General features: G+C 47.6%; 31 protein-coding genes. 23 read left to right on the top strand and 8 right to left on the bottom strand.

The genetic code is table 11. From position 1 onward, the window contains the following. The first annotated feature begins 7 nt into the window (after positions 1-7). Genes KW844_RS05710 through KW844_RS05700 form a run of 3 tightly spaced genes read left to right on the top strand, consistent with a single transcriptional unit; the run spans position 8 to position 3,213 of the window. A complete protein-coding gene (locus KW844_RS05710) occupies positions 8-1,240 on the top strand; it encodes an efflux RND transporter periplasmic adaptor subunit (protein WP_218375750.1) in 1,233 nt (410 codons plus the stop codon). Next, complete coding sequence (locus KW844_RS05705) at positions 1,237-1,983, top strand: ABC transporter ATP-binding protein (RefSeq protein WP_255578241.1); 747 nt, start codon at positions 1,237-1,239, stop codon at positions 1,981-1,983. The genes KW844_RS05710 and KW844_RS05705 overlap by 4 nt, the downstream gene beginning before the upstream one ends. A 9-nt stretch (positions 1,984-1,992) precedes the next feature. Further along, complete coding sequence (locus tag KW844_RS05700) at positions 1,993-3,213, top strand: ABC transporter permease (protein WP_218375749.1); 1,221 nt, start codon at positions 1,993-1,995, stop codon at positions 3,211-3,213. Between the two features lie 2 nt (positions 3,214-3,215). Here KW844_RS05700 and KW844_RS05695 read toward each other — a convergent pair whose 3' ends face one another. Next, the gene (locus tag KW844_RS05695; RefSeq protein ID WP_218375748.1) at positions 3,216-4,142 is read right to left on the bottom strand and encodes a DUF6268 family outer membrane beta-barrel protein; all 927 of its coding nucleotides are present in this window, start codon (positions 4,140-4,142) and stop codon (positions 3,216-3,218) included. Positions 4,143-4,275: 133 nt separating this feature from the next. Between KW844_RS05695 and KW844_RS05690 the strand changes: the two genes are divergently transcribed. Further along, positions 4,276-4,770, top strand: a complete 495-nt coding sequence (locus tag KW844_RS05690) for a hypothetical protein (RefSeq protein WP_218375747.1) — start codon at positions 4,276-4,278, stop codon at positions 4,768-4,770. Positions 4,771-4,842: 72 nt separating this feature from the next. Here KW844_RS05690 and KW844_RS05685 read toward each other — a convergent pair whose 3' ends face one another. Both KW844_RS05685 and KW844_RS05680 read right to left on the bottom strand, forming a co-directional pair. Beyond that, entirely contained in the window at positions 4,843-5,265 is a 423-nt protein-coding gene (locus KW844_RS05685) for a VOC family protein (RefSeq protein WP_218375746.1), read from the bottom strand. 101 nt (positions 5,266-5,366) lie between these two features. After that, positions 5,367-5,789, bottom strand: coding sequence for a hypothetical protein (locus KW844_RS05680; RefSeq protein ID WP_218375745.1), 423 nt, complete (start codon positions 5,787-5,789; stop codon positions 5,367-5,369). Positions 5,790-5,828: 39 nt separating this feature from the next. On the opposite strand from KW844_RS05680, the gene KW844_RS05675 reads away from it, so the two are divergent. The 4 genes from KW844_RS05675 to KW844_RS05660 all read left to right on the top strand — a co-directional run bounded on the left by KW844_RS05675 (position 5,829) and on the right by KW844_RS05660 (position 8,348). Further along, entirely contained in the window at positions 5,829-6,317 is a 489-nt protein-coding gene (locus tag KW844_RS05675; protein ID WP_218375744.1) for a 2'-5' RNA ligase family protein, read from the top strand. Between the two features lie 71 nt (positions 6,318-6,388). Beyond that, complete coding sequence (locus KW844_RS05670) at positions 6,389-6,976, top strand: Crp/Fnr family transcriptional regulator (protein WP_218375743.1); 588 nt, start codon at positions 6,389-6,391, stop codon at positions 6,974-6,976. 96 nt (positions 6,977-7,072) lie between these two features. After that, on the top strand, positions 7,073-7,855 hold the full coding sequence (locus KW844_RS05665; RefSeq protein WP_218375742.1) for an alpha/beta hydrolase: 783 nt from the start codon (positions 7,073-7,075) through the stop codon (positions 7,853-7,855). A 13-nt stretch (positions 7,856-7,868) separates the two neighbouring features. Continuing rightward, on the top strand, positions 7,869-8,348 hold the full coding sequence (locus KW844_RS05660) for a DinB family protein (RefSeq protein WP_218375741.1): 480 nt from the start codon (positions 7,869-7,871) through the stop codon (positions 8,346-8,348). Here KW844_RS05660 and KW844_RS05655 read toward each other — a convergent pair whose 3' ends face one another. Both KW844_RS05655 and KW844_RS05650 read right to left on the bottom strand, forming a co-directional pair. Beyond that, positions 8,349-9,050, bottom strand: coding sequence for an XRE family transcriptional regulator (locus KW844_RS05655; RefSeq protein WP_218375740.1), 702 nt, complete (start codon positions 9,048-9,050; stop codon positions 8,349-8,351). It abuts the gene before it with no gap. Between the two features lie 98 nt (positions 9,051-9,148). Further along, positions 9,149-9,343: a YwbE family protein gene (locus tag KW844_RS05650; protein ID WP_073086560.1), complete on the bottom strand. Its 195-nt coding sequence runs from the start codon at positions 9,341-9,343 to the stop codon at positions 9,149-9,151. Positions 9,344-9,381: 38 nt separating this feature from the next. On the opposite strand from KW844_RS05650, the gene KW844_RS05645 reads away from it, so the two are divergent. From KW844_RS05645 to dinB, 13 genes are all read left to right on the top strand, one after another. Beyond that, entirely contained in the window at positions 9,382-9,984 is a 603-nt protein-coding gene (locus KW844_RS05645; RefSeq protein WP_218375739.1) for a pseudouridine synthase, read from the top strand. Positions 9,985-10,016: 32 nt separating this feature from the next. Then, complete coding sequence (gene xseA / locus KW844_RS05640; protein WP_218375738.1) at positions 10,017-11,387, top strand: exodeoxyribonuclease VII large subunit; 1,371 nt, start codon at positions 10,017-10,019, stop codon at positions 11,385-11,387. Next, on the top strand, positions 11,365-11,568 hold the full coding sequence (xseB, locus tag KW844_RS05635) for an exodeoxyribonuclease VII small subunit (RefSeq protein WP_218375737.1): 204 nt from the start codon (positions 11,365-11,367) through the stop codon (positions 11,566-11,568). The genes xseA and xseB overlap by 23 nt, the downstream gene beginning before the upstream one ends. Before the next feature lie 46 nt (positions 11,569-11,614). After that, positions 11,615-12,178: an HPP family protein gene (locus KW844_RS05630; protein WP_255578239.1), complete on the top strand. Its 564-nt coding sequence runs from the start codon at positions 11,615-11,617 to the stop codon at positions 12,176-12,178. Between the two features lie 89 nt (positions 12,179-12,267). Then, positions 12,268-12,660, top strand: coding sequence for a DoxX family membrane protein (locus tag KW844_RS05625; protein WP_218375736.1), 393 nt, complete (start codon positions 12,268-12,270; stop codon positions 12,658-12,660). Between the two features lie 339 nt (positions 12,661-12,999). After that, entirely contained in the window at positions 13,000-13,350 is a 351-nt protein-coding gene (locus KW844_RS05620) for a hypothetical protein (RefSeq protein ID WP_218375735.1), read from the top strand. Positions 13,351-13,362: 12 nt separating this feature from the next. Further along, complete coding sequence (locus KW844_RS05615; protein WP_218375734.1) at positions 13,363-13,761, top strand: hypothetical protein; 399 nt, start codon at positions 13,363-13,365, stop codon at positions 13,759-13,761. A gap of 193 nt (positions 13,762-13,954) precedes the next feature. Beyond that, positions 13,955-17,107, top strand: a complete 3,153-nt coding sequence (locus KW844_RS05610; RefSeq protein WP_218375733.1) for a glycoside hydrolase family 2 TIM barrel-domain containing protein — start codon at positions 13,955-13,957, stop codon at positions 17,105-17,107. Between the two features lie 347 nt (positions 17,108-17,454). Beyond that, positions 17,455-18,531: a DUF1573 domain-containing protein gene (locus KW844_RS05605; protein ID WP_218375732.1), complete on the top strand. Its 1,077-nt coding sequence runs from the start codon at positions 17,455-17,457 to the stop codon at positions 18,529-18,531. Between the two features lie 19 nt (positions 18,532-18,550). Beyond that, complete coding sequence (locus KW844_RS05600) at positions 18,551-18,811, top strand: chitin binding peritrophin-A domain-containing protein (protein ID WP_218375731.1); 261 nt, start codon at positions 18,551-18,553, stop codon at positions 18,809-18,811. A gap of 76 nt (positions 18,812-18,887) precedes the next feature. Further along, positions 18,888-19,598, top strand: a complete 711-nt coding sequence (locus KW844_RS05595) for a hypothetical protein (RefSeq protein WP_218375730.1) — start codon at positions 18,888-18,890, stop codon at positions 19,596-19,598. Between the two features lie 54 nt (positions 19,599-19,652). Next, positions 19,653-22,313: a TonB-dependent receptor gene (locus KW844_RS05590; protein ID WP_218375729.1), complete on the top strand. Its 2,661-nt coding sequence runs from the start codon at positions 19,653-19,655 to the stop codon at positions 22,311-22,313. A gap of 38 nt (positions 22,314-22,351) precedes the next feature. After that, positions 22,352-23,470 carry a DNA polymerase IV gene (gene dinB, locus KW844_RS05585; protein ID WP_218375728.1) on the top strand — a complete coding sequence of 373 codons (1,119 nt, stop codon included), beginning with the start codon at positions 22,352-22,354 and terminating at the stop codon, positions 23,468-23,470. A 38-nt stretch (positions 23,471-23,508) separates the two neighbouring features. Here dinB and KW844_RS05580 read toward each other — a convergent pair whose 3' ends face one another. Together KW844_RS05580 and KW844_RS05575 are read right to left on the bottom strand one after the other, a co-directional pair. After that, entirely contained in the window at positions 23,509-23,814 is a 306-nt protein-coding gene (locus KW844_RS05580) for a hypothetical protein (protein WP_218375727.1), read from the bottom strand. A gap of 127 nt (positions 23,815-23,941) precedes the next feature. Continuing rightward, positions 23,942-24,778 carry an ankyrin repeat domain-containing protein gene (locus KW844_RS05575; RefSeq protein ID WP_218375726.1) on the bottom strand — a complete coding sequence of 279 codons (837 nt, stop codon included), beginning with the start codon at positions 24,776-24,778 and terminating at the stop codon, positions 23,942-23,944. A 169-nt stretch (positions 24,779-24,947) separates the two neighbouring features. Between KW844_RS05575 and KW844_RS05570 the strand changes: the two genes are divergently transcribed. Both KW844_RS05570 and KW844_RS05565 read left to right on the top strand, forming a co-directional pair. Further along, complete coding sequence (locus KW844_RS05570; RefSeq protein WP_218375725.1) at positions 24,948-25,481, top strand: DUF4251 domain-containing protein; 534 nt, start codon at positions 24,948-24,950, stop codon at positions 25,479-25,481. Positions 25,482-25,518: 37 nt separating this feature from the next. Continuing rightward, positions 25,519-26,139, top strand: a complete 621-nt coding sequence (locus tag KW844_RS05565) for an HAD family phosphatase (protein ID WP_218375724.1) — start codon at positions 25,519-25,521, stop codon at positions 26,137-26,139. Positions 26,140-26,422: 283 nt separating this feature from the next. Here the strand turns inward: KW844_RS05565 and KW844_RS05560 are convergent, their stop codons facing one another. Beyond that, complete coding sequence (locus KW844_RS05560; RefSeq protein ID WP_218375723.1) at positions 26,423-26,908, bottom strand: DUF1440 domain-containing protein; 486 nt, start codon at positions 26,906-26,908, stop codon at positions 26,423-26,425. Between the last annotated feature and the right edge of the window lie 57 nt (positions 26,909-26,965).

Raw genomic sequence — 26,965 nt, 5'->3', positions numbered from 1 at the left:
GACAGCTATGGCAAAATATAAACGGGTGATCATAATAGTTGCAGTAGTGCTGTTGGCACTCCTGCTGATCTGGTATTTCTTTTTCAGAAAGCCACCTGTAAAAGCAACATTCACCACAGAGTTTCCCCGGTATGGCAACATTTCCACTACCGTTACCGCCACCGGCACCATTCAGCCTGTTGATACGGTGGCCGTGGGTACACAGGTATCCGGATACCTGAAATACCTTTATGTAGACTTTAATTCCCAGGTGAAAAAGGGCCAGTTACTGGCACAGCTGGACCAAACCCTGTTTCAGGCATCGGTGGATCAGTTTTCCGGTCAGCTGGCAGTTGCCAACAGCAACCTTACCTACCAAACGGCTAACTTCGGCCGCCAGGAACTGCTCTATAAAACAGGGGCTATCAGTCGCGCCGATTACGATAACGCCTCCTACCAGTTAAACGCCGCCAAAGCCAATGTAGCCGCTGTTACAGCACAATTGAAGTCGGCCAGAACAAACCTCGATTTTACCAATATTTATTCCCCGATTGATGGGGTGGTACTCAATAGAAATGTGAGCATAGGGCAAACAGTAGCAGCAAGTTTCAACACACCAACGTTGTTTGTTATTGCAAAAGATATTACCAAGATGCAGGTGGAAGCCAGCGTAGATGAAGCGGATATCGGAGAGGTGCGCGACAGCCTGCGTGTATCCTTCACCGTAGACGCCTACCTGGATGATGTATTTGATGGGCGTGTACAGGAAATCCGCCTGCAGCCCAGCGTTTCATCGAATGTGGTGACCTATAACACCATCATCAACGCCAGCAATAACCAGATGAAACTGAAACCCGGTATGACGGCAAACGTCACGATCTATACCGCAGAGCGCGACAGTGCCCTGCTTATTCCCGTACGTGCCCTCAAGTTCAGACCGGATTCTGCGAGTTTGTCCAAACAATATATCATACTTCCGGCAGTACGCCGCAACGCACCACCAGAGCCTAAAGACACCAACCGCGTGACTGACCGGAAAGTGCGGGAAGGTACCGTTAACTATGTATGGGTGCTCCGTGGTGATACCCTGCAGCAAAAACGTATCCGTACCGGCCTCGATGATAATACCCAGCTGGAAGTGCTGCATGGCCTTTCCATCAATGATAAGCTGATCACCGGGCAGGAAGGAGGCACTACTACGTCCACCGCCAGCCAGAGCGGCGGCTCTCCGTTCATGCCTAAAATGGGAAGAAGACGATGACGAAGAAAATATTAGAAATAGACGATATCAAACGTGAGTTTCACATGGGCACGGAAGTAGTGAGAGCCCTGAAAGGTATCCATTTCACCGTGGACGCAGGAGAGTTTGTGACCATCATGGGTAGCAGCGGCAGCGGGAAAACCACGCTGCTCAATATTCTTGGCTGCCTTGATAAACCTACCTCCGGTACTTATATGCTCGACGGTACCAATGTAGGTAACCAGTCCCGCAACGAACTGGCGAAGGTGCGTAACCTTAAAATAGGTTTCGTGTTCCAGGCATACAACCTGCTGCCCCGTACTTCCGCACTGGAAAATGTGGAGCTGCCCCTGTTTTACAATAAAGCCATTAACACGCACCAGCGCCGGGAAAGAGCCATCAAAGCCCTGGAGGCGGTGAAGCTGGCGGAGCGACTGGATCATACCCCCAGCCAGCTTTCCGGCGGACAACAACAGCGCGTGGCCATTGCCCGCGCGCTTGTGAACGAGCCCGTGATGATCCTCGCCGATGAGGCCACCGGGAACCTCGATACACGCACCTCCTACGAAATTATGGCGCTGATGCAGGAGCTGAACCAGCAAGGCAAAACCATCGTGTTTGTAACGCATGAACCGGATATCGCGGCGTTTAGCAGTCGCACCATTATGCTCCGCGACGGCCGCGTGCAAAAGGATTATTTAAATGAAAATGTACGTTCCGCCAAAGAGGCGCTGGCAGCGCTTCCGGTATCGGACGACTACTAAAATATTGCTATGAGCATTTTCAATCTCATACGGCTCGCCTTACTCGCCCTGCAACGCAATAAGCTGCGGGCCTTCCTTACCATGCTCGGGATCATCATCGGCGTGGCCGCCGTAATTGCCATGGTGGCCATAGGGGAGGGTTCCAAGGAAAGTATTCAGTCGCAGCTCGGCAACATGGGCTCCAACATGATCACCATCATGCCTGCCAGCAATGTGGCTGGTGGCGCACGCCTGGAGGGTTCCAGCGTGCAAACACTCCGTGTGACAGATGTGGAAGCCTTGCAAAAGCAGGCGACTTTGTTGTCCGCAGTATCGCCGGTATCTTCTTCCAGGGGACAATCCATTTCCGGCGCCCTCAACTGGCCTACCCAATTGCAGGGAGGGAACACTGATTACTTTGATATCCGCAAGCTCACCCTGCAGGATGGGATATTATATTCAGAATCAGATGTAGCGGCTGCCGCCAAGGTTTGCCTGCTGGGCAAAACCGTGGTGGATAACCTTTTTCCGAGCGGTGAGAATCCCATCGGCAAAGTCATACGTTTTAATAAGATACCGTTGCAGGTAATAGGTACGCTGGCGCCTAAAGGGGTGAGTTCCTTCGGACAGGACCAGGACGATATCATCGTGGCGCCATATACGACTATTCAAAAGCGCGTACTGGCCAGTATTTACCTGCAAAATATCCAGGCATCTGCCATCAACGAAGAATCTTCAGAAGCTGCGGTAGATCAGATCACCGCGATACTGCGAAGCACGCACCGGCTACGTGCTTCGGATGAAAATGATTTCCAGGTAAGGACGATGGCAGAGTTGATCAAAACACTCAGCTCTACCAGCAGCCTGCTCACGGTATTACTCACTGCCATTGCAGGAATTTCACTGGTGATTGGCGGCATCGGCATTATGAACATCATGTATGTTTCTGTAACCGAGCGTACCCGCGAAATTGGCCTGCGTATGTCCATCGGCGCACGAGGCATTGACATATTATTGCAATTCCTGGTGGAAGCCATTATCATCAGTATTACGGGCGGTATCATTGGAGTGGTGCTGGGTGTTACCACCTCCACGCTTATCAACGTATTGTTAGGATGGCCTACACTGGTATCCGAAAGCTCTATTATATTATCGTTTCTGGTGTGTGCGTTTACCGGTGTTTTTTTCGGGTATTACCCGGCGCAAAAGGCCAGCAGACTAGATCCTATCGAAGCATTACGTTACGAATAAATTTATTTATGCGGCATATTCCAACGCAGGCCCGCACTCATAAACACATTGGTAGCCAGCCGGTGGCTTGGTTTCTCTTTAAACATCTCTGATAATTTTTTATCCGAATAGGATACCTGGCTGGCCAGGATGCTGCCGCAGGATAGGACAAAATCAAACTGGTGTCCCAGGTGCCAGGTGCTTTCCAGGCCCGCACTGAATTCTGAATAACTCATCAGTTTTTTACCTGCTACACCATGGGTGGCATCATAAGCCCCACCGCGTACACGTACAGCCAGTGCCAGGTCTGTAAAGCTATTGAGCTGCGTGCCGATAGAGATCTTCTCCGGGAAATTAATATCCAATTTAAAGCGGTTATCGGTTTTATACTGGATACCAAAGGCCGGCAGCACCATTGGGGTACCAAAAGCATTGGTGAGTACCACGCCCACGCCATAAGCAAACCGTTTGTTATGCTGTTTCATGAAGATGACACCGCCCTGGAGGAAGAGATCATCGAAAGTGATTTCTTCCATGTCCGTACCAACGGTACCATTGACCATGGCCAGCAAAGTCCAGTTGTTGTTAAGTGAATGGATGTATTTGAGGCCGGCAGAAGCCTGTAGCAGCTCCCCGGGAAATATGGTTTTCGTATAGTCCTTGTTGTCCAGTTTAGTGTAGGAGCCGGATAAATCGGCGGTCCACATCCGCAGCTTACGGGTAGCGGTATCCATTTTTGACGACAGCACAAAGCTGGCGCCGAAATTATAACGGAGCTGACTGGTGGTGGACTGGGTTTTTACGCTGTCTTCCGGACGGATATAGCGGCTGGCCGGGAGGTAATCGGTACTGATGCCAATGCCTGGTCCTTTGAGGGAGGTAGCGCCCAACTGCGCCTGGGCCTGGGTCGCAGCGCCTAACAGTAATAAGATCGGTAGTTTTTTTAACATCACAGATAAATTAGATATTACCTCCGACACGATCCCCTAAGGTATACCCCTATGCCCATCGTGTTAATTTTATCTGGATATCCTGAACATTTGCAGGAAACCTGTGTTATATCTCCTTGAAAACTGGCTTTTTATGAGATATGTACTGTTACTGGTTATGCTTTGTTTCGGCAACATGGTATTTGCACAGGACGATAGTGATTTGAAAACGATTCAATCTGTGTTTGGGAAGGAGAAGAAGGCACTGGTCACACAGTATATGGATTTCAAGAATGGTAGTAATGATCCGTTTTGGTCGCTCTATGATCAGTATGAGTCCGACCGCCGTTCCCTGAGCCGCGAGCGCCTGGCCATACTCCAGGATTACAGCCGGATGTACGAAACTTTAGATGACGAAGCAGCCACGTCACTGGCTAAACGGACATTATCGAACGACCTTTCATATGATAAATTCTATCAAAGATATTTCAAGAAATTTTCCAAGGTATTAGGTGGCAAAAATGCAGCTAAGTTCATGCAACTGGAACTATATCTGCAAAACGCCATTAAGTCATCTATCCTTAATGCAATACCCTTTATAGGAGAGCTGGAGAAGAATCGCGACGCCTATCCTGCACAGCGCAGTTAGGCCTTTGATTGAACCAATAAAAAAGTCTGCATCCTACGTGGTGCAGACTTTTTTAGTTTCAGTCATTTTCGTTTATTGTTTCACGTAGTTCACCATCCAGTTCACCCCCCAGCGGTCCACGCACATCCCGAATTTTTCTGCCCAGAAAGTTTTTGCGATTGGCATGGTGATGTTACCACCTTCGGAGAGGCCATTGAAAATGCGATCTGCTTCCTCTTCGCTTTCCGGCGCAACCGCTACGGCAAAGGAGGCGGAAGCTGTTTCGGGTTTTTGGTAGTCTTTGGGAGTATCACTGCCCATCAGCACGGTACCATTGCCGATAGGCAGCATCACGTGCATTATTTTTTCTTTTTCTTCCGGGTCACAGGGATGCTCCGGCGGCATTTCACTGAAGCGGGAGAGGAAGGCGATTTTTGTGCCGAACACAGTTTCATATTGCAGAAAGGCCTGTTCGCAGTGACCGTTGAAGTTCAGATAAGGAGTTACACTTGCCATATACTAAGGTTTTTTGGTGGATAATTTCTTATACAAAAGTACTGGCAATGTTGTTCCGGGGAAATGGTGGATTAAGACAAAATAGGGGTTAAAAGTGACATTTACAGGTCCTCCATGGTGAGGGCATGGAAAAGATTCTGCAACTGGTGTACATGTGCCAGCGGACGGCCGTAGGGCACTTGCCCGGAGGGACTGTCGGCCACGGGCTGAAAGATGCCTTGCTGCACCCTTATATGCACGCTGTGGAGGCGGTTGTATTTCAGGGACCAGACATTTGGATCTTCTCCATGATCGGCATCGCCGGGGAGGAACCCGAAGTTTTCCAGCCAGCTGATCTCCAGCGGAATGGGGTTGGCCTTCTGGCAGGGGATCTTGCTGAGCGGCAGGCCGGAATTATAGATAAATCCCTGCCATACCCCCTCTACTGCAAAGATGCTTTCCTGCATGTTGCGATCATAATAGGCCACTAGGTTGCCATTTCGTATATCCGTTTCTTCTATCACTGTGGTAAGCTCTTGCTGCAAATATAAATAACCACGGATTAACTTTAAATTGCAGCGGATATGATTCTTACGCTACAAATGGAAGATAGTGCACAGGCGTATTTCAATGCGCTGCGTGCAGCTCATTTCCCCGCGCATGCCAACTACCTGGACGCGCATATTACCTTGTTTTACAAACTTCCTGATGAGGAGGAAGGTATACTGTCGGCGCTCCCAGGGCTGGCTGGCAGACCACCGTTGTTGCTGGATGTCACGGGTGTTTTTTCCTTTGGGCAGGGTTGTGCATATTCGTTGCACAGCGAAGCGCTGTCGTCGTTTCACGCTGCCATGCAGCAGCAGTGGCTCCCGCATCTCATTAAACAAGACCAGCAACCACTGCGCCCACATATTACTATTCAAAATAAGGTGACCACTTTTAAAGCTTCCCAAACGAGAGAAAAATTAATGGAAGATTTTTCACCCTTTCAGGTGAAAACGACGGGTATTTATACCTGGAAATACCTGCATGGGCCCTGGAAACCACTTGCTTTCTATCCTTTCGTCAGATAGATGTTGTACCGCAGGAATACCGCAGCCTGCTAATTATTGCTTATCTTAGAAATCCGTCATTTAACCACTTTATGGAAACTTTTTTTAACTATATCCGGCGATATACGGAGCACCCCATTTCAGAAGAGGAGCTGTTATCATTACAAGGCGCCTTTAAACCCCGCAAAATTCGTAAGCGGCAATACCTGCTACAGGAAGGAGATGTGTGCCGCCACCTGTCATTTATTACCAAAGGAGCGCTGCGCCAATACACTGTGGACGATAAGGGAGTGGAACATATTGTGCAGTTTGGCATTGAGGACTGGTGGATGTCCGACAGGGAAAGCTTTGAACTGGGGTCGGTGTCTTCTTACAATATTGATGCATGGGAAGATTCCGAACTGTTGCAGATTCATTACGACGACTGGTGGGAGATCCGCCACAGCATTCCGGCTATGCGCATCCTTACTGCCGAAATGGATAAACGCCATGCAGTAGCCGCACAAAAGCGGATTCATGCAGCCATCACGTTAACGGCAGAAGAGCGATACCTGGATATGCTGAAGCATCAGCCTGCATTTATACAGCGATTCCCTCAGAATATGATAGCCTCTTACCTGGGCATATCCCCTGAAACACTGAGCCGTATTCGTAAGCAGGCCTATCTGAAAAATGAGTAGTTGATATTTATCAATACTTTTTTTTGCCGTTTGTCATTTGCCGCCCATCTGCATTATGGGAATTTTGGTATCAGCAACTGATCCCAAAATTCCGGTATGAGAGAACTGAATACAAGAACGATTTTATTGATCCATGGCGCCTTTGTAACCGCCACACTGTGGGATAACTGGAAACGTTATTTCGAGCAGCATGGGTATAAAGTGATTGCGCCGCCCTGGCCGCATAAAAATCTGGCAGTGCCGGCATTGCGGGAGCGTCATCCGGACCCGCTGGTAGCCAGTATCCGCCTGCGCGACCTTGTTCATTACTACGGTGATATCGCGAGTGTACAGGCTGAAACACCTATTATCATGGGGCATTCGCTGGGAGGCCTTATCACTCAGCTTTTATTGCAACGTAATGTTGGCGCGGCCGGCATTGCTATACATCCGGTACCACCGCTCGGTGTGTATTCATTGAGATATTCAGTGCTGAAGTCCACCTTTAAGCCCCTGGGTTTTTATACTTCGGCTAACCACCCTTACCTGCTGTCGTTTAAAGAATGGCAGTACGCATTTACGAACGGTATGCCGCATCAGCAGCAATTGCAGGCCTATGAGCAATATGCCGTGCCTGAATCCAGGCGTATCCTGCGGGATGGACTCACGGCTGCTGCGAAAATAGATTTCAGCAAGCCGCATGCCCCCCTGTTGCTTATCAGTGGCAGCAATGATCGCCTGGTGCCGCCTTCACTCGTGTATTCAAATTTTAAAAGGTATAAACAGAACGGCTATCTGACACAATTCAGGGAGGTGCCCGGGCGCAATCATTTTGTGCTGGGGCAGCCAACCTGGGAGGAAGATGCTGCGTATGTACTCGATTGGATCAGAACTTATTAATATCAATATTTCCATGAACACAAACCCATTATTAGCCATTACACTCTCCAACTGGGACAGCCAGGTAAAACGAATGACCACAGCATTTGATAATTACAAGGATGAGGACATGTACCTGCAGGTGGCTCCAGGCAGGAACCGGATTATTTATATTCTCGGGCATATGACGGCGGTACACGACATGCTGTTGCCCTTGCTGGGACTGGGGGAGCGCAGGTATCCGAATCTGGATGAGTTCTTTATCACCCATCCCGATAGTCCTGAAACGGCTTTGCCTATGCCCGGGGAGTTAAGGAGTTATTGGAAAGATGTGAATGCTGCTGTTAGTGCGGCTTTCAGGGAGTTGCCACCTGAGCAGTGGCTGGAGCGCCATACCATGGTGACGCCGGAGGAGTTTGAAAAGGAGCCTCACAGAAACCGTTTTAATGTGTTACTGTCGAGGCTCACGCATATTTCCTATCACCTGGGCCAGCTGGCGTTGGTGAATAAATAATCAGCTGGCAGCCGGCATTTCGCGGCTTACATACCCGATGAATTTCCATATTTCGGACACTTCGTTGGCATTCACTTTAAACGGCTTGTAAGTCGGGTTAAGGGAGTGCAGGCGTAGTGTGCCATCTAGTTTCATGGTGTTGTCCACCAGTTTAAACAAAATATCTTCCTCGTCTTTCAGCACTACTACACAAGGGGTATCTGATTTTACCACGCTCCAATCGTCCACATATTGTGCAATCACATGGCTGCCATCAGGGATGGGCTGCATGCTGTCGCCACTCACCGGAAACATACGGATTGTTTTTTCTCTTGGTAATCCTGGCAAGGAAAATTTAGGGAGAGATGCAATGAATTCTGGATCGCTAAACCCGCGGCTGTAGCCGGCTTTCGCTTTCACCGGTACAAATTCCATGTTCTCTTCGTTGTCGCTGTTAACGGTGATGGGTAATACGCGTATATGCTTACCGGTTATATCGAGCGGTGCGGCAGTTTCCAGGTCGTACAACTGTTCTGCCGTAAGCGCGGTGAGGTCTGATTTAATCAGATGATCCACCGCAATATTGAAGTAGGTGGAGATGCGTACCTGGTCTTCCATACGCGGGTTGCGGGTTTTACCGCTTTCCTGTGCGGCCAGGCGACCTTTTTTTATGGTGGTGGCATCTGCGAGCTGCTGTTGTGTTAAGCCTTTCCGTTTACGCAAAAACCTAAGATTTCCAGCCCAGTGAAAAATTAACTGATCCATTCGTTTTAGCAAGTAATGAGTTAGTAAGTAGTTGGGTATGCGGGCAAATGTAAGGATTATCCGATGATTTCGGCTACGCGGCCTATCTGGCCATCTTCCAGGCGCACCTTGATACCGCGGGAATGATAGGCCGCTGAAGTGAGCAGATCTTTTACGATACCATAGGTTTTTTTGCCGCTGCGCTGGTCTTTTTTGAGTATGATGCCTACCTCCAGTCCGGGATAGATATCTTTTCTGTATTGTCCGTCCATGCGGCAAAGTTACTTAATTCTGTACCTTTGCGCTCATCATGAATAGTAGTGGTCACCGATATTTCGTAGTACATAAGCCTTATAATATGGTTTCTCAGTTTGTAAGTCCGCATCCCGTGCGGTTGCTGGGGGATCTTGATTTTGATTTTCCGGAAGGTACCCATGCCATCGGGCGACTCGATAATGCCTCCGAAGGGCTGCTGTTGCTCACTACCAACAAGAAGGTGACCAAATTGCTTTTCCAGGGCACGGTACCGCATAAACGTACTTATGTGGTGAAAGCAAAAAATATTGTGACGGATGAGAGCATTGATGTACTTCGCAACGGTATCACGTTTATGTCCGGCCACAAGGAAGATTATACCACCCTGCCTTGTGAGGTGGATCGCACTACGCCGCCGGATAACCTGGCCAACCGGCCCGGCGACTATAACGATCATCCGCATACCTGGCTTCGAATGACGCTGGTGGAAGGCAAGTTTCACCAGATCCGCAAAATGCTGGACCATATCCGGCATCGCTGTCAACGCCTGGTGCGGGTATCTATTGAGGATATTACGCTGGGAGACCTCCGTTCCGGCGAGGTGCTGGAGTTGCGGGAAGAAGAATTTTTTGCCCGCCTCGGCATTACCGAATATTAATAGGCTGCTGCCAATTTCTTTATCTTCGCAGTATGAGTCACCCTAACGCTATACGCTTATCAGAGCTGAGCGCCCGTATACGGGCAGTGGTACAGCAAGCCTTTGCCGGGCAAAGCTATTGGGTGAAAGCTGATATTACCAGCCATTCCTTCTATCCCGATAAAGGCATTCATTACTTTGATTTGGTGGAAAAAGATGAGCGCAGTGGCATTGTTGCCCGCGTGGCTGCCAACGCCTGGGGTAATGGCAGCAAGCAGATCAAAGCTTTTGAACTGATCACCGGGCAGCCGTTCCGCAATAACATTCATGTGCTGGTGCAGGTAACCGTGAGTTATCACCAGGTACATGGGTTGCAGGTGACAGTGCAGGATGTGGATATCAGCTTTACGATAGGACAGCTGGAGCAGCAGAAGCAGCTGACATTAGCACGGTTGCTCGCAGAGAATGCAGATGCCGTGCGGCTGGTGGACGACCGTTATATTACCCGCAACCAGGAACTGCCGCTGCCGGCGGTGATACAGCAGATAGCCGTGGTTACTTCCGGTAACAGTGCCGGCTACCAGGACTTCCATCATACGCTGGTGAATAACGGTTTTGGCTATACGTTTACACTCGATACTTATTTTACGGTGGTGCAGGGCGAAGCCAATGCGGAGCTGGTACAGCAGCGCATGTTGGATGTTTTCAACGCCGGAAAGGCCTATGATGCCGTGGTGATTATCCGCGGTGGGGGTGCACAAACAGATTTCCTGTTGTTCGACAGCTATCAGCTGGGCAGGGTAGTGGCGAGGTTTCCGATTCCGGTGATTACGGGGATCGGTCACCAGAAAAATGAGACCGTAACGGATATGATGGCACATACGGCCGTTAAAACCCCTACCAAGGCGGCAGAGCTGATCATAGCGCATAATCGTGGTTATGAAGAGGAACTGTTACAATTCAGGCAGCGTATACTTGTGCGTGCCCAGCAGGCCGTGGCCATTGGCAACCGCCAAATGTACCATCTCCAACAGGATATTATCAATAAAGCCAGGTCTGTTATAGGTGTAGGGAGAGAAGAACTGCTGCACATGCAGCATGGTATAGGCCTTGGAGCGAAGCAGCTGCTCAGGCAGCAGCAGCAACAGGTGCAGTATATGCAGGCATCGTTGCAGGCAAGGCCACTCACGCGTTTGCAGCGGGAGCAGGAAAAGTTATGGCAGCAGGCGCAGTTTTTTAAAATGCTGGCACCTGAAAGTATGCTCAGGAGAGGATTTGCGCTGGTATACAAAGACGGACAGCTATTGAAAGATGCCACAGATATTATTGCCGGTAATCATATAACCATTCAATTACAGGATGCCGCCATTCAGGCAGTAGTCCAATCTAAATCCAATACAGATGAGCGAGGAACTGACATATGATGCGGCCTACCTGGAGCTGCAGGAAATAGCCGGAGAGATAGAGCAGGAAACGGTTTCCGTGGACCTGTTAGCAGAAAAGGTAAAGCGTGCCGCTGAACTGATTGCCTTTTGCCAGCAGAAGCTGCGGGCTACCGAAACAGAGGTGAATAACATTATCCGGCAGCTGGATAATAACAAGTAGTGTTTTAATTGTGGGAGCCAAATATTAATTTTGCGCCACGATTATTATGAAACACAGGATTAAACGTAGCATACGTGTGGCCCGGTACGTGATGTACAGGGAAACCATGATTGATAAGCAAAATATTATATGGTCTTTTGTGGGCGCTTTTGTAGGGATAGCAGCAGTGGGGATGTTGAGCCATTTTTATTTGCCGGTAAAAGATAACCTATTTCTGATCGGCTCTTTCGGAGCCTCTGCTGTACTGATTTACGGGCATACACAAAGTCCGCTCGCCCAACCGCGTAATCTGATTGGCGGACATATCTTTAGTGCCATTGTGGGCGTTACTGTACGATTTCTGATTCCCTGGCCTGAGCTGGAATGGCTGGCCTGTGCGCTGGCGGTGGCATTGAGCCTGATTGTGATGCAGATGACCAAAACCGTACATCCACCTGGGGGCGCCACTGCTTTGCTGGCAATTGCCGGCTCTCCCGCAATCCGCAAGCTGGGATACTGGTATGTAATCAGCCCGGTAGCCACTGGCGTAGCGATACTGTTGCTGGTAGCGGTGTTGGTGAATAATATGACCAGCATCCGGCAATACCCCGCCAACCGTAAATGGTGGTAGATCCAAGAATTGTACAAATAAACCACCTAATTATACTAGTTACACCCGGGCAGTTCTGCGCATCTTTGTATCATAAAATTTAATGATACATGAACGCAACGGTTTATTTGTTATTACGACTGGCGGTAGCCGCCAGCATGTTTGGTCATGGCCTGGTGCGATTACCAAAGCTGCATGGCTTCAGCAGCTGGATGGTAGGCTCCTTTGAAAAATCCATGCTGCCGGCAGTTTTGGTAGTACCTTTCAGTTACATCCTTCCTATTGCCGAATTCATCATTGGCTTATTGCTGTTAGCTGGCTTGTTCACCAGACCTGCGCTGATAGCCGGGGCACTGGTAATGACTGCGCTTATTTTCGGCAGCAGCATGATTGAAAGCTGGGATTACATTCCTTCGCAACTGATTCACGTAGCCTTTTTTGCGATACTGCTGCAGTTCAGTGCCAGTAATATTTGTGCTGTTGATAATGTACTGAAGAAATAGTAATGCCCAACCCTGGTAGCAGGGAATAATGGGGGAGCTAATTTCCCTGAGAAATGCCAGGAAAGGTGGATAATGTCCGCGTACTGAAGAAATAGTAATGCCCAACCCTGGTAGTAGGAAATAATGGGGGAGCTCGTTCCCCCCGGGAAATACCCGGAAAGTTGTGACCATGTCCACTTTTCCGGGTATTTTTTTGCCGCCGCCCCAGCGGCTTATTCAATTTCAATTGTTTGCAGAGAGACCTGATAACTTTCTGAAAGTTTGTAAATACTAAACTTTCAGAATATTTTGAAAATTCGGAAAACTGATATAGCTTTGTTTCAACAAAAGCAAACAGCGATGAATATCCTCGCATACCTCATTTACCTAACGATTACCTGGGTAATCACCGTGCAGGTGGGATGGCTTTTTTACCGCAACGGGCGCGTGTTTATCCTGCACTTTTTTAACGGTGACGCACAAACGACGGATGCCATCAACAGGATATTACTCACCGGCTATTACTTACTAAACCTGGGCTATGCCACCCTCATGATCAGCACCTGGGAGGTCCTGCACAACTGGCTGGAAGTGATAGCATCAGTAGCGCAGATGACGGGCAGGATTATGTTGACGCTGGGTGCCATCCACTGTATGAACATGCTGGGTATTTACCTCCTAGGAAAGCGAAATTTTCATCTCCACAAATAAAAACACATCAATATGAACCACACATTCAACTACACTGCTTACCTGATCTACCTCCCCGTGGTAGCCGTTGTTACCTGGTTTGTTGCGTACACCTTATTTAAAAACAGTAAAGTGTTTATGCTCGATATCTTCAATGGTCGCGTAGAAATTGCCATGAGCACCAACAAACTCTTTGAAACCGGATTTTATTTGCTGAACCTGGGGTTTGGCGTAAAAATAATGCAGATCAGCTATGGTCTGGAAACGCACCAGGAAATGCTGGAGGCGCTGAGTTCTAAACTGGGAGGCTTCTTTATATACCTGGGTGTTATGTTATTCCTTAATCTTTATCTCTTCTTCAGGGGAAGACGGATATCTAAAGCAAAAGAACGGTTGGCCACTGTTACCAATCCGCCATTCCCTAAAGCCTGAGTATTGATGTAGCAGGAGTGAGCATCCCACAGCATCCGCCGCTGGGGATGCTTTTTTTTATCAGGAAATTAAGAAACGTATTTTTTACGCTCATCACAATTATTGAGTACTTTCGGAAATAATACTTTTCTTAGCGTCCGTGCCTTTGAAAGTGTGTAGCAGCAGCGATGAACAAATTATTTTATACTGAACAATGAAAGGAAAATTACTTCTTGCCGCATGCGTGAGCTTTGCCATAAAGTTGCACGCACAGCAATTACCTTCCGAACTCCAAACCCCGGAAGTAGTATCTGTAAACCGAATGCCGATGCGTGCTTCGGCCTTTGCTTTTGAAAATGAATCCCTGGCGCAACAGCAAGCCAAAGAGAAATCAGCCAATTTTATGTCGCTCAACGGACCCTGGAAATTTAACTGGGTACAGGACCCCCGCAAGCGCCCCGCTGATTTTTACCTGCCGGACTATAACGACAGTAACTGGGATACATTTAAAGTGCCGGCCAACTGGGAAGTAAACGGTTATGGACTGCCCATCTACGTGAACCATCCATATGAGTTTACGGGTCGCGCTAAAATGGGAGCCGCTCTCAACCCTCCATTCGATATCCCTGAAGATAACAACCCGGTGGGCTCTTACCGCCGGAAGTTCACCCTGCCGCAAAACTGGAGCGGCAAGCAGGTGTTCATTCACTTAGGTGCAGTCAAATCGGCCTTTTACATCTGGATAAATGGAAAGAAAGTAGGGTATAGTGAAGACAGTAAACTGGCTGCGGAATTCGACATTACCAAATACCTTAAGCCAGGTGAAAACCTGGTAGCACTGCAGGTTTACCGCTGGAGCGATGGCTCCTACCTGGAATGCCAGGATATGTGGCGCATCTCCGGGATCGAAAGAGATGTATACCTCTATGCGACCCCTAAAATGGATGTGCGCGATTTTAAAATTGCGGCAGGCCTGGATCAATCCTATACCAACGGTATACTGGACGTGAACCTGGAAGTAAACAGCTATCGCATTGATCAGCGCACCAACCACAGCAAACCGGATACCTTTTCCGTGGCAGTGAAACTAACAGATGCTACCGGCAAAACGGTATACGAGGAAGAAACTTCCACCGTACAAAAAGTGCTGGGCAATTATAAATCCAATGTTGCTTTCAAAAAAGAAATTCCGGCGGTAAAAAAATGGTCCGCCGAAGTGCCTTATCTATACACGCTTTACATCACCCTGAAAGATAAAACGGGCAACGTGCTGGAGGTAATACCACAGCGCGTTGGCTTCCGTTCCATTGAACTGAAAGACCGTAACTTCCTCGTGAATGGTAAACGGGTATTCCTCAAAGGGGTAAACCGCCACGAGCACAACGCTACCCAAGGCCACACCCTCACGCACGACGATATGCGTAAGGATATGGAGATGATGAAAAAGCTCAACGTAAACGCGGTGCGTCATTCTCACTATCCTCCTGATCCTTACTGGATGCAGCTTTGCGATGAATACGGTTTGTACGTGATTGATGAGGCAAATATTGAATCGCATGGCCGTTACTACGATCTCGGCTATACGCTTGCTAACGATAAGCAATGGCGCATGCCCCACCTGGAGCGTGTTTTACGTATGTACGAGCGGGATAAAAACCATACCGCCGTAATTACCTGGTCGCTGGGAAATGAAGCCGGCAATGGCGTAAATTTCTATGAAGCATACGACTGGCTAAAAGCACATGATACCCGTCCGGTCCAATACGAGCGCGCAGAACATGACTATAACACCGACATCATTGTGCCGCAATATCCTGGCCCTAATTCACTGGTACGGTATGCGCAGCGTAATCCTGACCGCCCGATGATCATGAGCGAATACGCTCACATCATGGGTAATAGTCTCGGTAACTTCCAGGAATACTGGACCGCTATTGAAAATAATCCATACCTGCAGGGTGGCTTCATCTGGGAGTGGATTGACCAGGGCATTGATACTGTTAAAAATGGTAAGCGTATATTGGCCTATGGTGGCGACTTCCCACTGAGCGGGCCTGTAAATGAAACTTTCAGCGATAATAACTTCTGTGTGAAGGGAGTGGTGACCGCCCATCGTGAACTAACGCCCATGGCTATTGAAGTAAAGAAAGTGTATCAGCACGTAAAAACCAGCCGTACTGCCAATGGTGTTTCCGTACGTAACGCCTACTTCTTCCGGGATCTTTCCAATTACCAGTTAAACTGGGAATTACTGGAAGATGGGAGAGTAGCGGAACGCGGTAGTATAGCCAACCTGAACGTGGCAGCACAGGATTCAGCGGCCATTACTATCTCTCCTAAAACTAAAATAACCGGAAACAAAGAATACTTTTTGAATGTACGCTATGTGCTGAAAGCTGCCGAACCATTCCTGCCGGCGGGTTATGAAATTGCAGCAGAACAGTTTGCCTACAGTACACCGGCAACCGCTCCGGCAGCGGCTCCTGCCAATGGTAAGCTGACTGTTGCCAAAGATGGGCAAACACTGAAAGTAAAGGGTGCTGCCTTTGAAGTGAACTTCGATCTGGTGCATGGGTTATTGTCTTCCTATAAAATCAATGGCGAAAATATAATTGAGAACGGCCCGCAGCCTGCCTTCTGGCGTGCACCAACCGACAATGATATTGGTGCGGATTATAACCATCGCCTGCGTAACTGGCGCGATGCATACAGTAAGGCAACTGTTACGGCTACCACGGATGAAAAACCATCAGCCGTTACCGTTACATTCAAAGCTAGTCTGCTCAATGGTGATGCAACTTCTGTGCAAACCTACACCATTGCTGCCGATGGCTCCATTTTGGTGAACAATACCTTTGAAGGCCTTAAAGGAGATCATAAAATTTTACTGCGCTACGGTGCGGATATGCAACTGGCCAAACAGTTTGACCAGATCAGCTGGTACGGCCGTGGCCCATGGGAGAACTACTGGGACAGAAAAACGGCGTCTTTCGTTGGATTGTATAACTCCAATGTAGCCGCGCAATATTTCCCGTATGCGCGCCCGCAGGAAAGTGGTAACAAAACAGATGTTCGCTGGGTGACCATGACTAACAAAAAAGGAAAAGGTATCCGCATAGAAAGCGCGGGCACTACCTTGTTCAACTTTGCCGCCTTGCCATATAGTCTGGATGACCTGGACCCGGAAGCGGATAAAAAGCAATACCATAGCGGAGAAATGATGGCACGCGACCAGGTATTCATGCATGTGGATCTTCAGCAATCCGGTGTGCAGGGGATCGACAGCTGGGGCTCACAGCCACTGGAGCAATACAGGATACCTTTTGGAAAACTGAATTATAGTTTTGTGATTAAGCCGTTGAAATAGAGAAACTGCAAAAAGTAAATTACCAAAAACGCCGTGCAGCCAGCTGCACGGCGTTTTTGGTTGTTGTGAAGGTTTGGATTCCACCCTATGGAAAACTTGATAAGTTGGGTATTGGGGAGCTACAATATGTTTAATAATAAAATAGAAAAAATATTCACAAATAAAAATCTTTATCCGGCGCAAGGACTTGTTTAAATAAATTTTTAAAAATATTATTGTAGTGCTGGAAGAGAAGAAAATGATTGCCCTCAGAATAAGATGACATTGAGCCAACCGAAGCAATAGCGCATGTGACTTCCAGAGATCCCTGATACGTGTAATAACCAACCAGATCAAAATAACCGACAATGAGAAAATTATCTCTATGGGTATGCCTGTTTATACTCGTTAGTTGCGGGGCCTCCAAGCCTGAGGTGGATTTGAGTGAACTTACCTCTATTGATGAGGTGTTGAGAGATGCTAAAGCAGCCAATAAACATGCGGTAGTAATCTTGTCAGAGCAAGGCTGCGATGCCTGTTTCGTATATAAATCCATGCTGGCAGCCAGCCTGAAAAAGGAGCATGACCTGCCGGGTGATCTTATCATTCGCGCAGTTAGTACAAAGCATCCACAAAACCTGTGGCTCAATCAGCTGCTACATGAATACGCTTTTCCCATCATCGTAATGTTTAGTCCTGATGGGCATATCAGGGGAGTTTCCAAAGGAGGGAGTCCTGCTGATTTGTCCAAACAGCTACGGCCCATTTATGATGGCGGTATCTATTATTCCGCCAGCAGTAAGGCTTTTGAGCCGGCAGATACTTCTCGCCGCTTTACCAATGAGGATCGGATTGCTTTTATTGATGCGGTGGCGGCCCTGTATACCACCTATAGAAAAAGCGGTGGTTTTAGCGAATCCGAAAAGCAGCAACTGCGGGACAATGTAAAGCTGAAACCCTATTTTTTAAACCGATACCTGCTGACACAACTCCTGGTAAAGGAGGGTAAGAAAGACTCCGCAGCAGTGATGGCAGCAGATCTGCTCTTTAGTACCAAGGGGATTGATCGTATGCTGTACAGCACCTATATCGGTGAGTTAGAATTTGTAGCCGGAGCCGTAGCCACAAAAGACAGTGCCGTGATCACCACGCCATCAGTGGATATTGTACTGGAACCTGCTCCGGTAAATAGTTTTAAAACAATTAAAATCCCAATAAGAAATGCAGGGGGAAAGCCATTGTTGCTGAGTGATGTACACCCTTCCTGCAGTTGCCTGAAAGTACAGTGGCCGAAAGACTCCATCCACGCCGGTGAAGTACGTGATATCAGTGTCACCTATCAGCTAAAGGATACCGGTAATTTTCAACAGAATGTTTTTGTTTTTTCCAATGCCTCCTCACGACCATTATTGATCAATATACATGGTAAAGTAAACTTTCATTAAAAACTAATCACAAAACCTTATGAAAAAGAAAATTGCTATGTTCGTTGCAGGCGTTGCCTTCATCGCAACCGCCGCTGTGGCTCAAATCCCTTTCAATCCTAATTTCTGTGCGCAGAATGAACTGGCTCCAGGTCACTATCCACACCCTTCATCCCCTACAAACTTCTATGTGTGCGATGATAATGGTATGACTTATTTAGGCCAATGCCCTCCGGGACTGTATTTCAACCCACGTACCGCTGTGTGCGACTGGCCTGAAAACGTTGAAACAGGTATCTAATTTCGTACAGTAATAGCTGTTGGCGACCGCAGTATACGGCAGTTGTCAACAGCTATACTTTTTAATTTAGCCAACGATGAAGTATGTAGTTGTGATAATCGCCATGCTGGCAGCCAAGCCGGTGTTAGCTCAGCAGCCCGCAGATATCCAGGAAAAAAGTATATGGGCTTCCAATAAAATAATTGACGGCAATGTGGAGGACTGGGGCGCTTCCCTGGCTGCCTATAATACCACCAACAAGATGTGGTATAGCATTGCCAATGATAGTGAGTATGTATATTTCGCATTCAGGAAAACCGATAACCTGAGTAAAATTTATTCGCCTGCATCCATCCAGCTTTATTTCAGTACCAACGGTGAACGTAAAACGGAACTATTGCCCCTGCTGCATTTCCCGATAACAACGGAAGGCATCAAAAGAAAGCTCCCTCAAAATTGGGATGAAATTGCTGTACGGAACATCCCTGCTATTAAGGATTCACTCATATCTATCTATAACCAGTACGGTATTAAAGCGGCCTGGAAAATACAGGAAGCTGAAAAAGTGTTTACCTGTGAATTACGTATTCCCCGAAAATTATTGTCGCTCAACGGCGCTTCATTTGATTACGATATCTGCCTGATGGGCTCCGGTCGCAGGGGGCAAAGTTCCATGCTGCTGGCGCCGGGTATGCAGATAAAAAGGGCAGACGGACAACCTGTGAGTACACAGGAGTTAATGCAGTTGGCAGAAGTAAGCACGGTCACCGAGTTTTGGGCTACCTACCAATTTGCACAACTACCTTAAAATTTGATACGTCAATTACTATTGATATTATGCCTGTTGATAACAGGACATGCGATGGCTCAAAAGCCTCCAGCGCTGGCGCTGCGTCAGGTAAGTGGGGTGGTACGGGACTCCAGCGGAGCTGTAGAAGTGCCGCAGGCAACAGTTGTATTAATAACGTTAACGGATACACTACATACCGTCACGAATGAGGATGGTATCTTCGTGTTTCCAGCGGTAAAATCAGCTGAGTTTACCGTGGTGATCAGGCATATGGGGTACAGGCCATTTCTGCAACACTATATGATGAACGATACCAGGCCACGCCTCACGCTGGCGCCTATCCTGCTGCACATGCAAATGCAGTCGCTGGCAGGTATTACCGTTAAAGGTAAAATAGGTCCGCAGTTACTGGAAGATACCGTACAGTATTGGGCGGATGATTACATTGTACGCGACTACGCCCGCCTCGAAGAGCTGGTCAGAAAGCTGGAAGGGGTAAACGTGGATAAAGAAGGGAATGTCTTATTCATGGGCCAACGGGTAAAAAAAGCCATGTTTAATGGTATCCGGTATTTTGGCGGAGATGTGAAGCAGTTGCTCAAAGAACTGCCGGCGAATATTGTAGAAAGAATTCAAATTATCGATGACTACGGTGAACAGGGGAATGCCGCCGGTATTAAAACCGGGGAATCCACCAAAACAATCAATATCGTTTCCAAAAAAGATAAATCTGTTGCCAACCTCTATGAAATTACTGCATCTACAGATGCAAACAAACGTTATAACGGGCAGGGATATATAAAAAAGATTGATGGGGTACATCAATTTGAAGTACAGGCCGGGGCCGACCAAACGGTAGCGGGTGTGCTGGCTGGTACACCTGTAGGTACTATCAGCAAAGCGAATGCCCTGCTGTTCCCTCCGGTAGGGCAGGCCGGTGTGTCGGATGGGCATCATAAAAATGCCTTTGGTATCGTTACCTACAAAAATAAATGGAAGGAGTTACTTACCTATGAACTGTACTATAATGTGCAGCGAAAGGATAATGTGGAATTAAGAGAGATGAAACAGCGGGAGTATTTTTCAACAGGTGAGTTAACGACCGCAGGGAACAGCCAGTGGATGCAACAGCAAACAAAGCATGATCTCAAAGGAGTATTCAATACGCGGCTCTCTAAATATTCACAACTAAATACAACCATTAATTTCAAAAGCACTAAGGAAACGCAGGAGAGGAATAACAGGGAGGATCAAAGCGGCTTGTTACAGAATCGTACTCTCCTGATGGGGCTCCAATCCTTCACGCAGCCTTCGCTGGATGTGGACTTATTGTATATTCATAAATTAAACCTGTCGAAAGGTATACTCACAGCCGGTTTCCGGGCGCTGAACGGAAAAGATCAACGGCATAAATCAGAGGAAGGCAGCATTACTTTCTGGCATGACCCTTTACCTGAAAGTGACAGTACTTACCAGGTGATGGTGGATGTAAATAGTCGCCCGGTAAATTATACTTCCACCCTGACTTATACGCAGCCGCTTAATGTACGTACCACCCTGCAGGTAAAATCTGATTTACTGGTTCGCCGGGTGGACTACCAACAGCAATTTCAGCATGGAACGCAGCTGGTAGATTCTTTGAGCAGCAGTTTTTTTTATAACAGCATTGATAACCCTACTGTACTTAGTGTAAAGCGTAGCATAGGCGGAAGGAGTCAGCTCACTGCCGGTGCAAAACTGCAACCAACCTGGATGAGCACAGGTGTGCATACCCTGAAACTCTTTCCTGATGTGGTATATGAGTATGCAAATGGCATGCGTACACAATGGTCGTTGCGGTATGGAGGCAATACCATATTACCGAGGATGGAGGAGGTATTACCGATCCCAGATGTGAGCAATCCATTGAATACGGTAGCAGGTAATCCCGGATTGCGGCCAGCCGTGGTGAATCAGATCCAGGCGAGGTTTATGCGTTTTATCATGCGTGCGGATATGTTTTTCAGTATGACAGCTATGTACGGTATGACCTCCGACAAAGTAACGCCTGATATCAATTTTCGGATGAATGGGAATGTGATGACGAGGACAACAAGTTTTGCTAACGTGGACGGAGATACGAAAATGATGGTGTATTATAACCTGACCAAAACCCTGCCTTATCGTTCGCTGAGCCTAAAGCTGGACGGGCAGCTATCCCGTAGCCGGATGATATACCTTCATGAGCATGTGGCCCGCAGCAGCGTGAGCCTGATGGATGTAAATACCATTACGGCCACTTTGACGCCCTGGAAGTGGCTCGATTTCAACTTCGTTTCCGGTCTGGAATGGAACCAGGGCAATCAGTTTGCCGGATTGAACAGTACGCGTGGTCGTTTTAATATCTATGGTACTGCTTATCTGACGCCGGAATGGCTGGTAGGCTTTGATATTAGCAAAAAGCTGGAGCGCAGTAGCGACCAGGCTTTAAACAGGTCGCCGCTGGTGATAGGATTAAATATGGAGAAACGCATTTTTAAACAGAAGAATGGCGTGATCAGCTTCCTGGTTATGGACCTGTTGCGCCAGGATAATGCGGTGACGAGGCAATTACTAATAAATGGTTTTCGTGATATTTCATCTTCACATGATAGCAGGTATTTTATGCTGCAGTTTTCCTGGAGTCCGCAACGCTGGACGGGCGGGCGTAATGCAGGTAAGGTGCGGAAGAATGACGGGAGTTTTGTGAATTGATTTCACCCTAAGCGCCGTATCTTTGTCCACTCGTATTCATGGACACCACTCAAACAACACGCCGCAAGATCATCCACATTGATATGGATGCCTTTTATGCCTCTGTAGAGCAGCGCGATAACCCGCTGTACAGGGGAAAGGCGATCGCAGTGGGTGGTAGTCCCGAAGGGCGTGGTGGCGTGATTGCTACCGCCAGCTATGAGGCAAGGAAGTTTGGGGTACGATCGGCCATGCCAAGTAAGCGTGCGCAACAGCTTTGTCCGCATTTGATTTTTGTGCGGCCCCGCTTTGACGTATACAAGGAGGTGAGCAGAAAAATCCGCGAGATATTCGGGAGGTATACCGATCTGATAGAGCCGCTGTCGCTGGATGAGGCCTACCTGGATGTAACCGTCGACAAGCTGGGGATTGGCTCGGCCATTGAAATTGCGACCCAGATTAAGCAGGCCATCAAAGATGAGCTGCAACTGACTGCATCAGCAGGTGTTTCTATCAATAAGTTTGTAGCCAAAGTGGCTTCTGATCTGCAAAAGCCGGATGGGCTCACGTTTATCGGGCCGTCTGCCATAGAAACGTTTATGGAGCAGCTGCCCGTGGAAAAATTTCATGGCGTAGGTAAGGTAACGGCTGATAAAATGAAGCGCATGGGGCTTTTTACAGGGGCAGACCTTAAGAAGATGGCGGAGCAGCAGCTGTTACAGCATTTCGGGAAAGTAGGCGCTTTTTATTACCGGATTGTAAGAGGGATAGATAACCGGGAGGTGCAGCCGCATCGGGAAACCAAGTCGGCCGGTGCAGAAGATACTTTTCCGCATGACCTGACCCAGGTGGAAGAAATGCATGCAGAACTGGAGAAAATTGCGGAAACGGTGACTAAAAGGCTGGAAAGGCATCAGCTGAAAGGCCGTACCGTGACGTTGAAAGTAAAGTATAACGATTTCCGGCAGATCACCCGGAACCAGTCGTTTCCATACCCTGTCAATGATTATGAAACTATCCTGGAAACGGCAAAACAGTTGCTGGCAGGTACACTGGCAGAAGGACAGCCAGTCAGATTGCTCGGAATAACCTTATCTAATTTCGGAGAGCTGAACCCGGGCGGGGGGAAGGAAGGGCCTTCGCCGCAATTGTCATTGTTTAACTTCGATGAAGAATAGGAGGAGGTTACATCTCCCGATATAACCTCCTAAAAATTTTATTTGGCATACTTGGGCAGCACCACTTTGCGTACAATGGTATGCGCAATGAGGGACAACGTAAACGCCAGCACAATCAGCAGCGCCGATTTCAGAGGCGTATCAAATACATCCACGACAGACGAAATATTTTTACCCGCAAACAGGATGGTGATCAGGCAAGCCAGGCTCCCGGCGATCCATAAGGTAATATGGGACCAGAGGTATTTTGGTTTGTTCATGCCACCTTTTCCGAAGGAGGTAAACAGCAGGAATACGTGTGCAAGAAATGACAACAGGCACAGTGCAGTAAGGGTACTTAACATCTTGTGGTTCTTTTAAGGTTAGGATATTGGTTGTTATAGTACCAAAATACTAATTCCCTGGAATATTCCAAATCTTGAACAGGTTGATTTTATACTGGGGTATTCACCCCGGCCCTTCTGCTAAATATTACCTGGCAGTACTCGCTTTTTCCCACATAAGCGCAATATGTTCCGCGATCATATGCAGCCGGTAATAATATTTTTCAAATATCTGCTCAAACATCCGGTGCCGGTTGTGCAGAAAGGCATTCAGGGCAAGGTAGATGAACTCTTCGAAGGTAGTATCTGCTTCTACCTTGATAATACAATTGGCTACCGGTTCCATATAGGTAGCATACCGGGCGGTTACCAGCACATCATCAATGGAGGTAATTATATTTTTATAGAGATGAGGGGACTTGGCGAACGGCGCATAGTGGATGGCAGTAAAGCCATCTTCGTCATATGCGTACTTGTTAACCCCTTCGGACAGGAGAAACTGGACCACATCCGGGTTAGAATTATGCTTCATCGCCAACAATAACGGCGTTTCTTTGTCTTCTAAGGTGAAGTTGAAATGAATATTATGCTGAATAAGAATCAGCAGCATATCCGAGATGGCACTTAGCCGGTGCTGGCGGAAGATGTAGGCAATGGCAAAAAGGTAGTCGGAATTGTCGACCAGAAGAGTGGCGCCTTTACTCAGTGCATATTCCACCGCCATCGGTTTATTGGCGCCTACGGCACAAAAAATGGTGGGGATCATCCCTTCCTTTTTGAAGTGGATATCAGCGCCGCCAGTATTGATCAGTAATTCGGCGGCTTCAAAAAATATTTCCTGGTATTCGAGTAATTCGCAGAGTAAGGCAGAATTTTCGTCTTTCGTGTAATAGGCAAGGTTATAGCTGATATAGGTAATGATCTCGTCCGGATCCTGGCTGTTTCTTATTTTTCGTTTTAACTCCTGTGGAGATATTTTCTGCATAAACCGTTTTAACGTGTTATTGGACGGGATCGCGGATGAAATACATGTGCAATTTAGTTAATTTGTTTATAGACTGTTAGTATTTGTGTCACATTTAAGTTTTTAGGTGAATTTTTACGAAATTTATTAGAGGCATCACAACGATGTTTCCCCATTTAAAAGCAGCATTATGAAACGTACGATTATCCATGTAATGTTGTTCACCGGCCTGATTACTATGGGCCTTACAACAACCATATCCGCCCAGCAAAAGGAAACCAGGGCAGAAAAAGAAGCAGCCAAGGCCGCCCAGGTAAAAGGGTGGGTAGATGCAAAACAGTATGTATTTGTTCCCCAGTCGGCCATACCGATGGGAGGCCGCGTGGTACAGCTGACGGGCGAGTTTTTCCTGTCTGTTACCAGGGATTCCCTGGTGAGCTATCTGCCTTATTACGGTCGCGCCTATACGGCGCCGATTGATCCTACTAAAAACTCGATGGACTTCAAGAGTAAGTCGTTCGACTACAGTACGGCCGCACGTAAAAAAGGAGGCTGGGATATCACCATCCGCCCGAAGGACAACCGGGAAGTGGCTACCATCAACCTTTCTGTCAGCGAAAGTGGTTACGGTACCCTGCAGGTGACGAGCAATAATAAACAGCCGATCAGTTACAACGGCTATTTAAGAGAAAAGAAGGATAAAAAAGATAAGAGCAAAAAGTAAAACAATTGGCCGGAGTACCGGCTATCAAAAACGGAACATGTCATCTTCAAAAAAAATCACGACGCTCTTCCTGGATATAGGTGGGGTATTACTCAGTAATGGGTGGGACAGAAAAGCGCGCAAACTGGCGATGGAAAAATTTGGGTTAGATGCCGTGGAAACTGAAGAGCGGCATCACCTGACTTTTGATACTTATGAAGAAGGGAAACTTACGCTGGACGAGTATCTCCACCGGGTTGTGTTTTATACGAAACGCTCCTTTAGTCCTGCCGATTTCCGGGAATTTATGTTTGCTCAAACCGAGCCTTACCCGGATATGCTGGAGCTGATTCGTACTATTAAAGTAAATCATCAGGTAAAGATTGCGATCGTAAATAATGAAGGCCGTGAGCTGAATGAGCATAGGATTCATCATTTCGGCATTGGCGCCATTGCTGATTTCTATATATCGTCCTGTTTTGTACATTTTCGAAAACCGGATGCGGATATTTATAAGATTGCGTTGGATATTGCACAGGTAAAGCCGGATGAAGTGGTATATATTGAGGACAGGAATATGTTTGTGGACGTGGCGCGGGGACTTGGTATCAATAGCATCTGCCATACCGGTTACGAACCTACGAAAGCAGCGTTGGCCACTTATGGATTGAGTGTGTAATTAAAAATAGTATTGAACATTTTGGAGCCAATCCTGTTAGTATAATCAACAGGGTGGCTCTTTTTGTATAATGTACGCAAAGTAATTATCCTCCCGAAAAACACCCGCGCCAAGGCGCGGGTGTTTTTCGGGAGGAGCATAACAGCCGAAGGCTGTTATGCTCCTCCCGAAATGAAAATAAAAATCCAAAGTTCTAAATACGGTTGATAAAAAACAGGTACAACATCTTGACGTAATGCGAGATGTGCAGGGGCGGGCTTTCCTCATGTAGCGCCCGCCCTTATTATTTTTTCTCAGGCGCACTTACTTTCTCTGCCACCAGCGCCAGTGGTAATCCTATCATAATTATTAATACCAATGCTCCTACTACCACGCCGAAGGTGGTAAACGGTACTTTTCTGACGTGGGTGAGTGGTAGTACAATGAGGTTCATTACTACCCATACCAGCAGGCCATAAAGGACTGCTATCAGGTAAGTATTATGTATCCATTTGCGGACTACCGGATAGGCCAGGAAAAATACCGTGGTAAATACGAAGGCGATGGCATAATGAAATAAAACGCCCAGCCAGGGAATAGCGGGGTTGCCATTATAGGCAGCGGGGCCTAATATGGCGCTGGCGATGAATTTCAGTACTTCCACGAAAGATTTCCCGGATCTGACGGTAAACAGGATGCAGGCGGTGGCAAGATCCAGTGTTCCCGCCAGGAGGGCGGTGAGCGCAATGGTGCCCGAAGTGAATTTGTTGTATTGGCGGGTTGCTTCCATAAATAGTATTATAAAATATCTATTAAGATAAAATATTTCCCCGGCAATATCGCCTTC

The sequence above is a fragment of the Chitinophaga sp. sic0106 genome (genome assembly GCF_019219075.1).
GTDB lineage: Bacteria > Bacteroidota > Bacteroidia > Chitinophagales > Chitinophagaceae > Chitinophaga.
The sequence above is the reverse complement of the archived record's forward strand: the minus strand, read 5'-3'. Positions and strand labels throughout refer to the sequence as shown.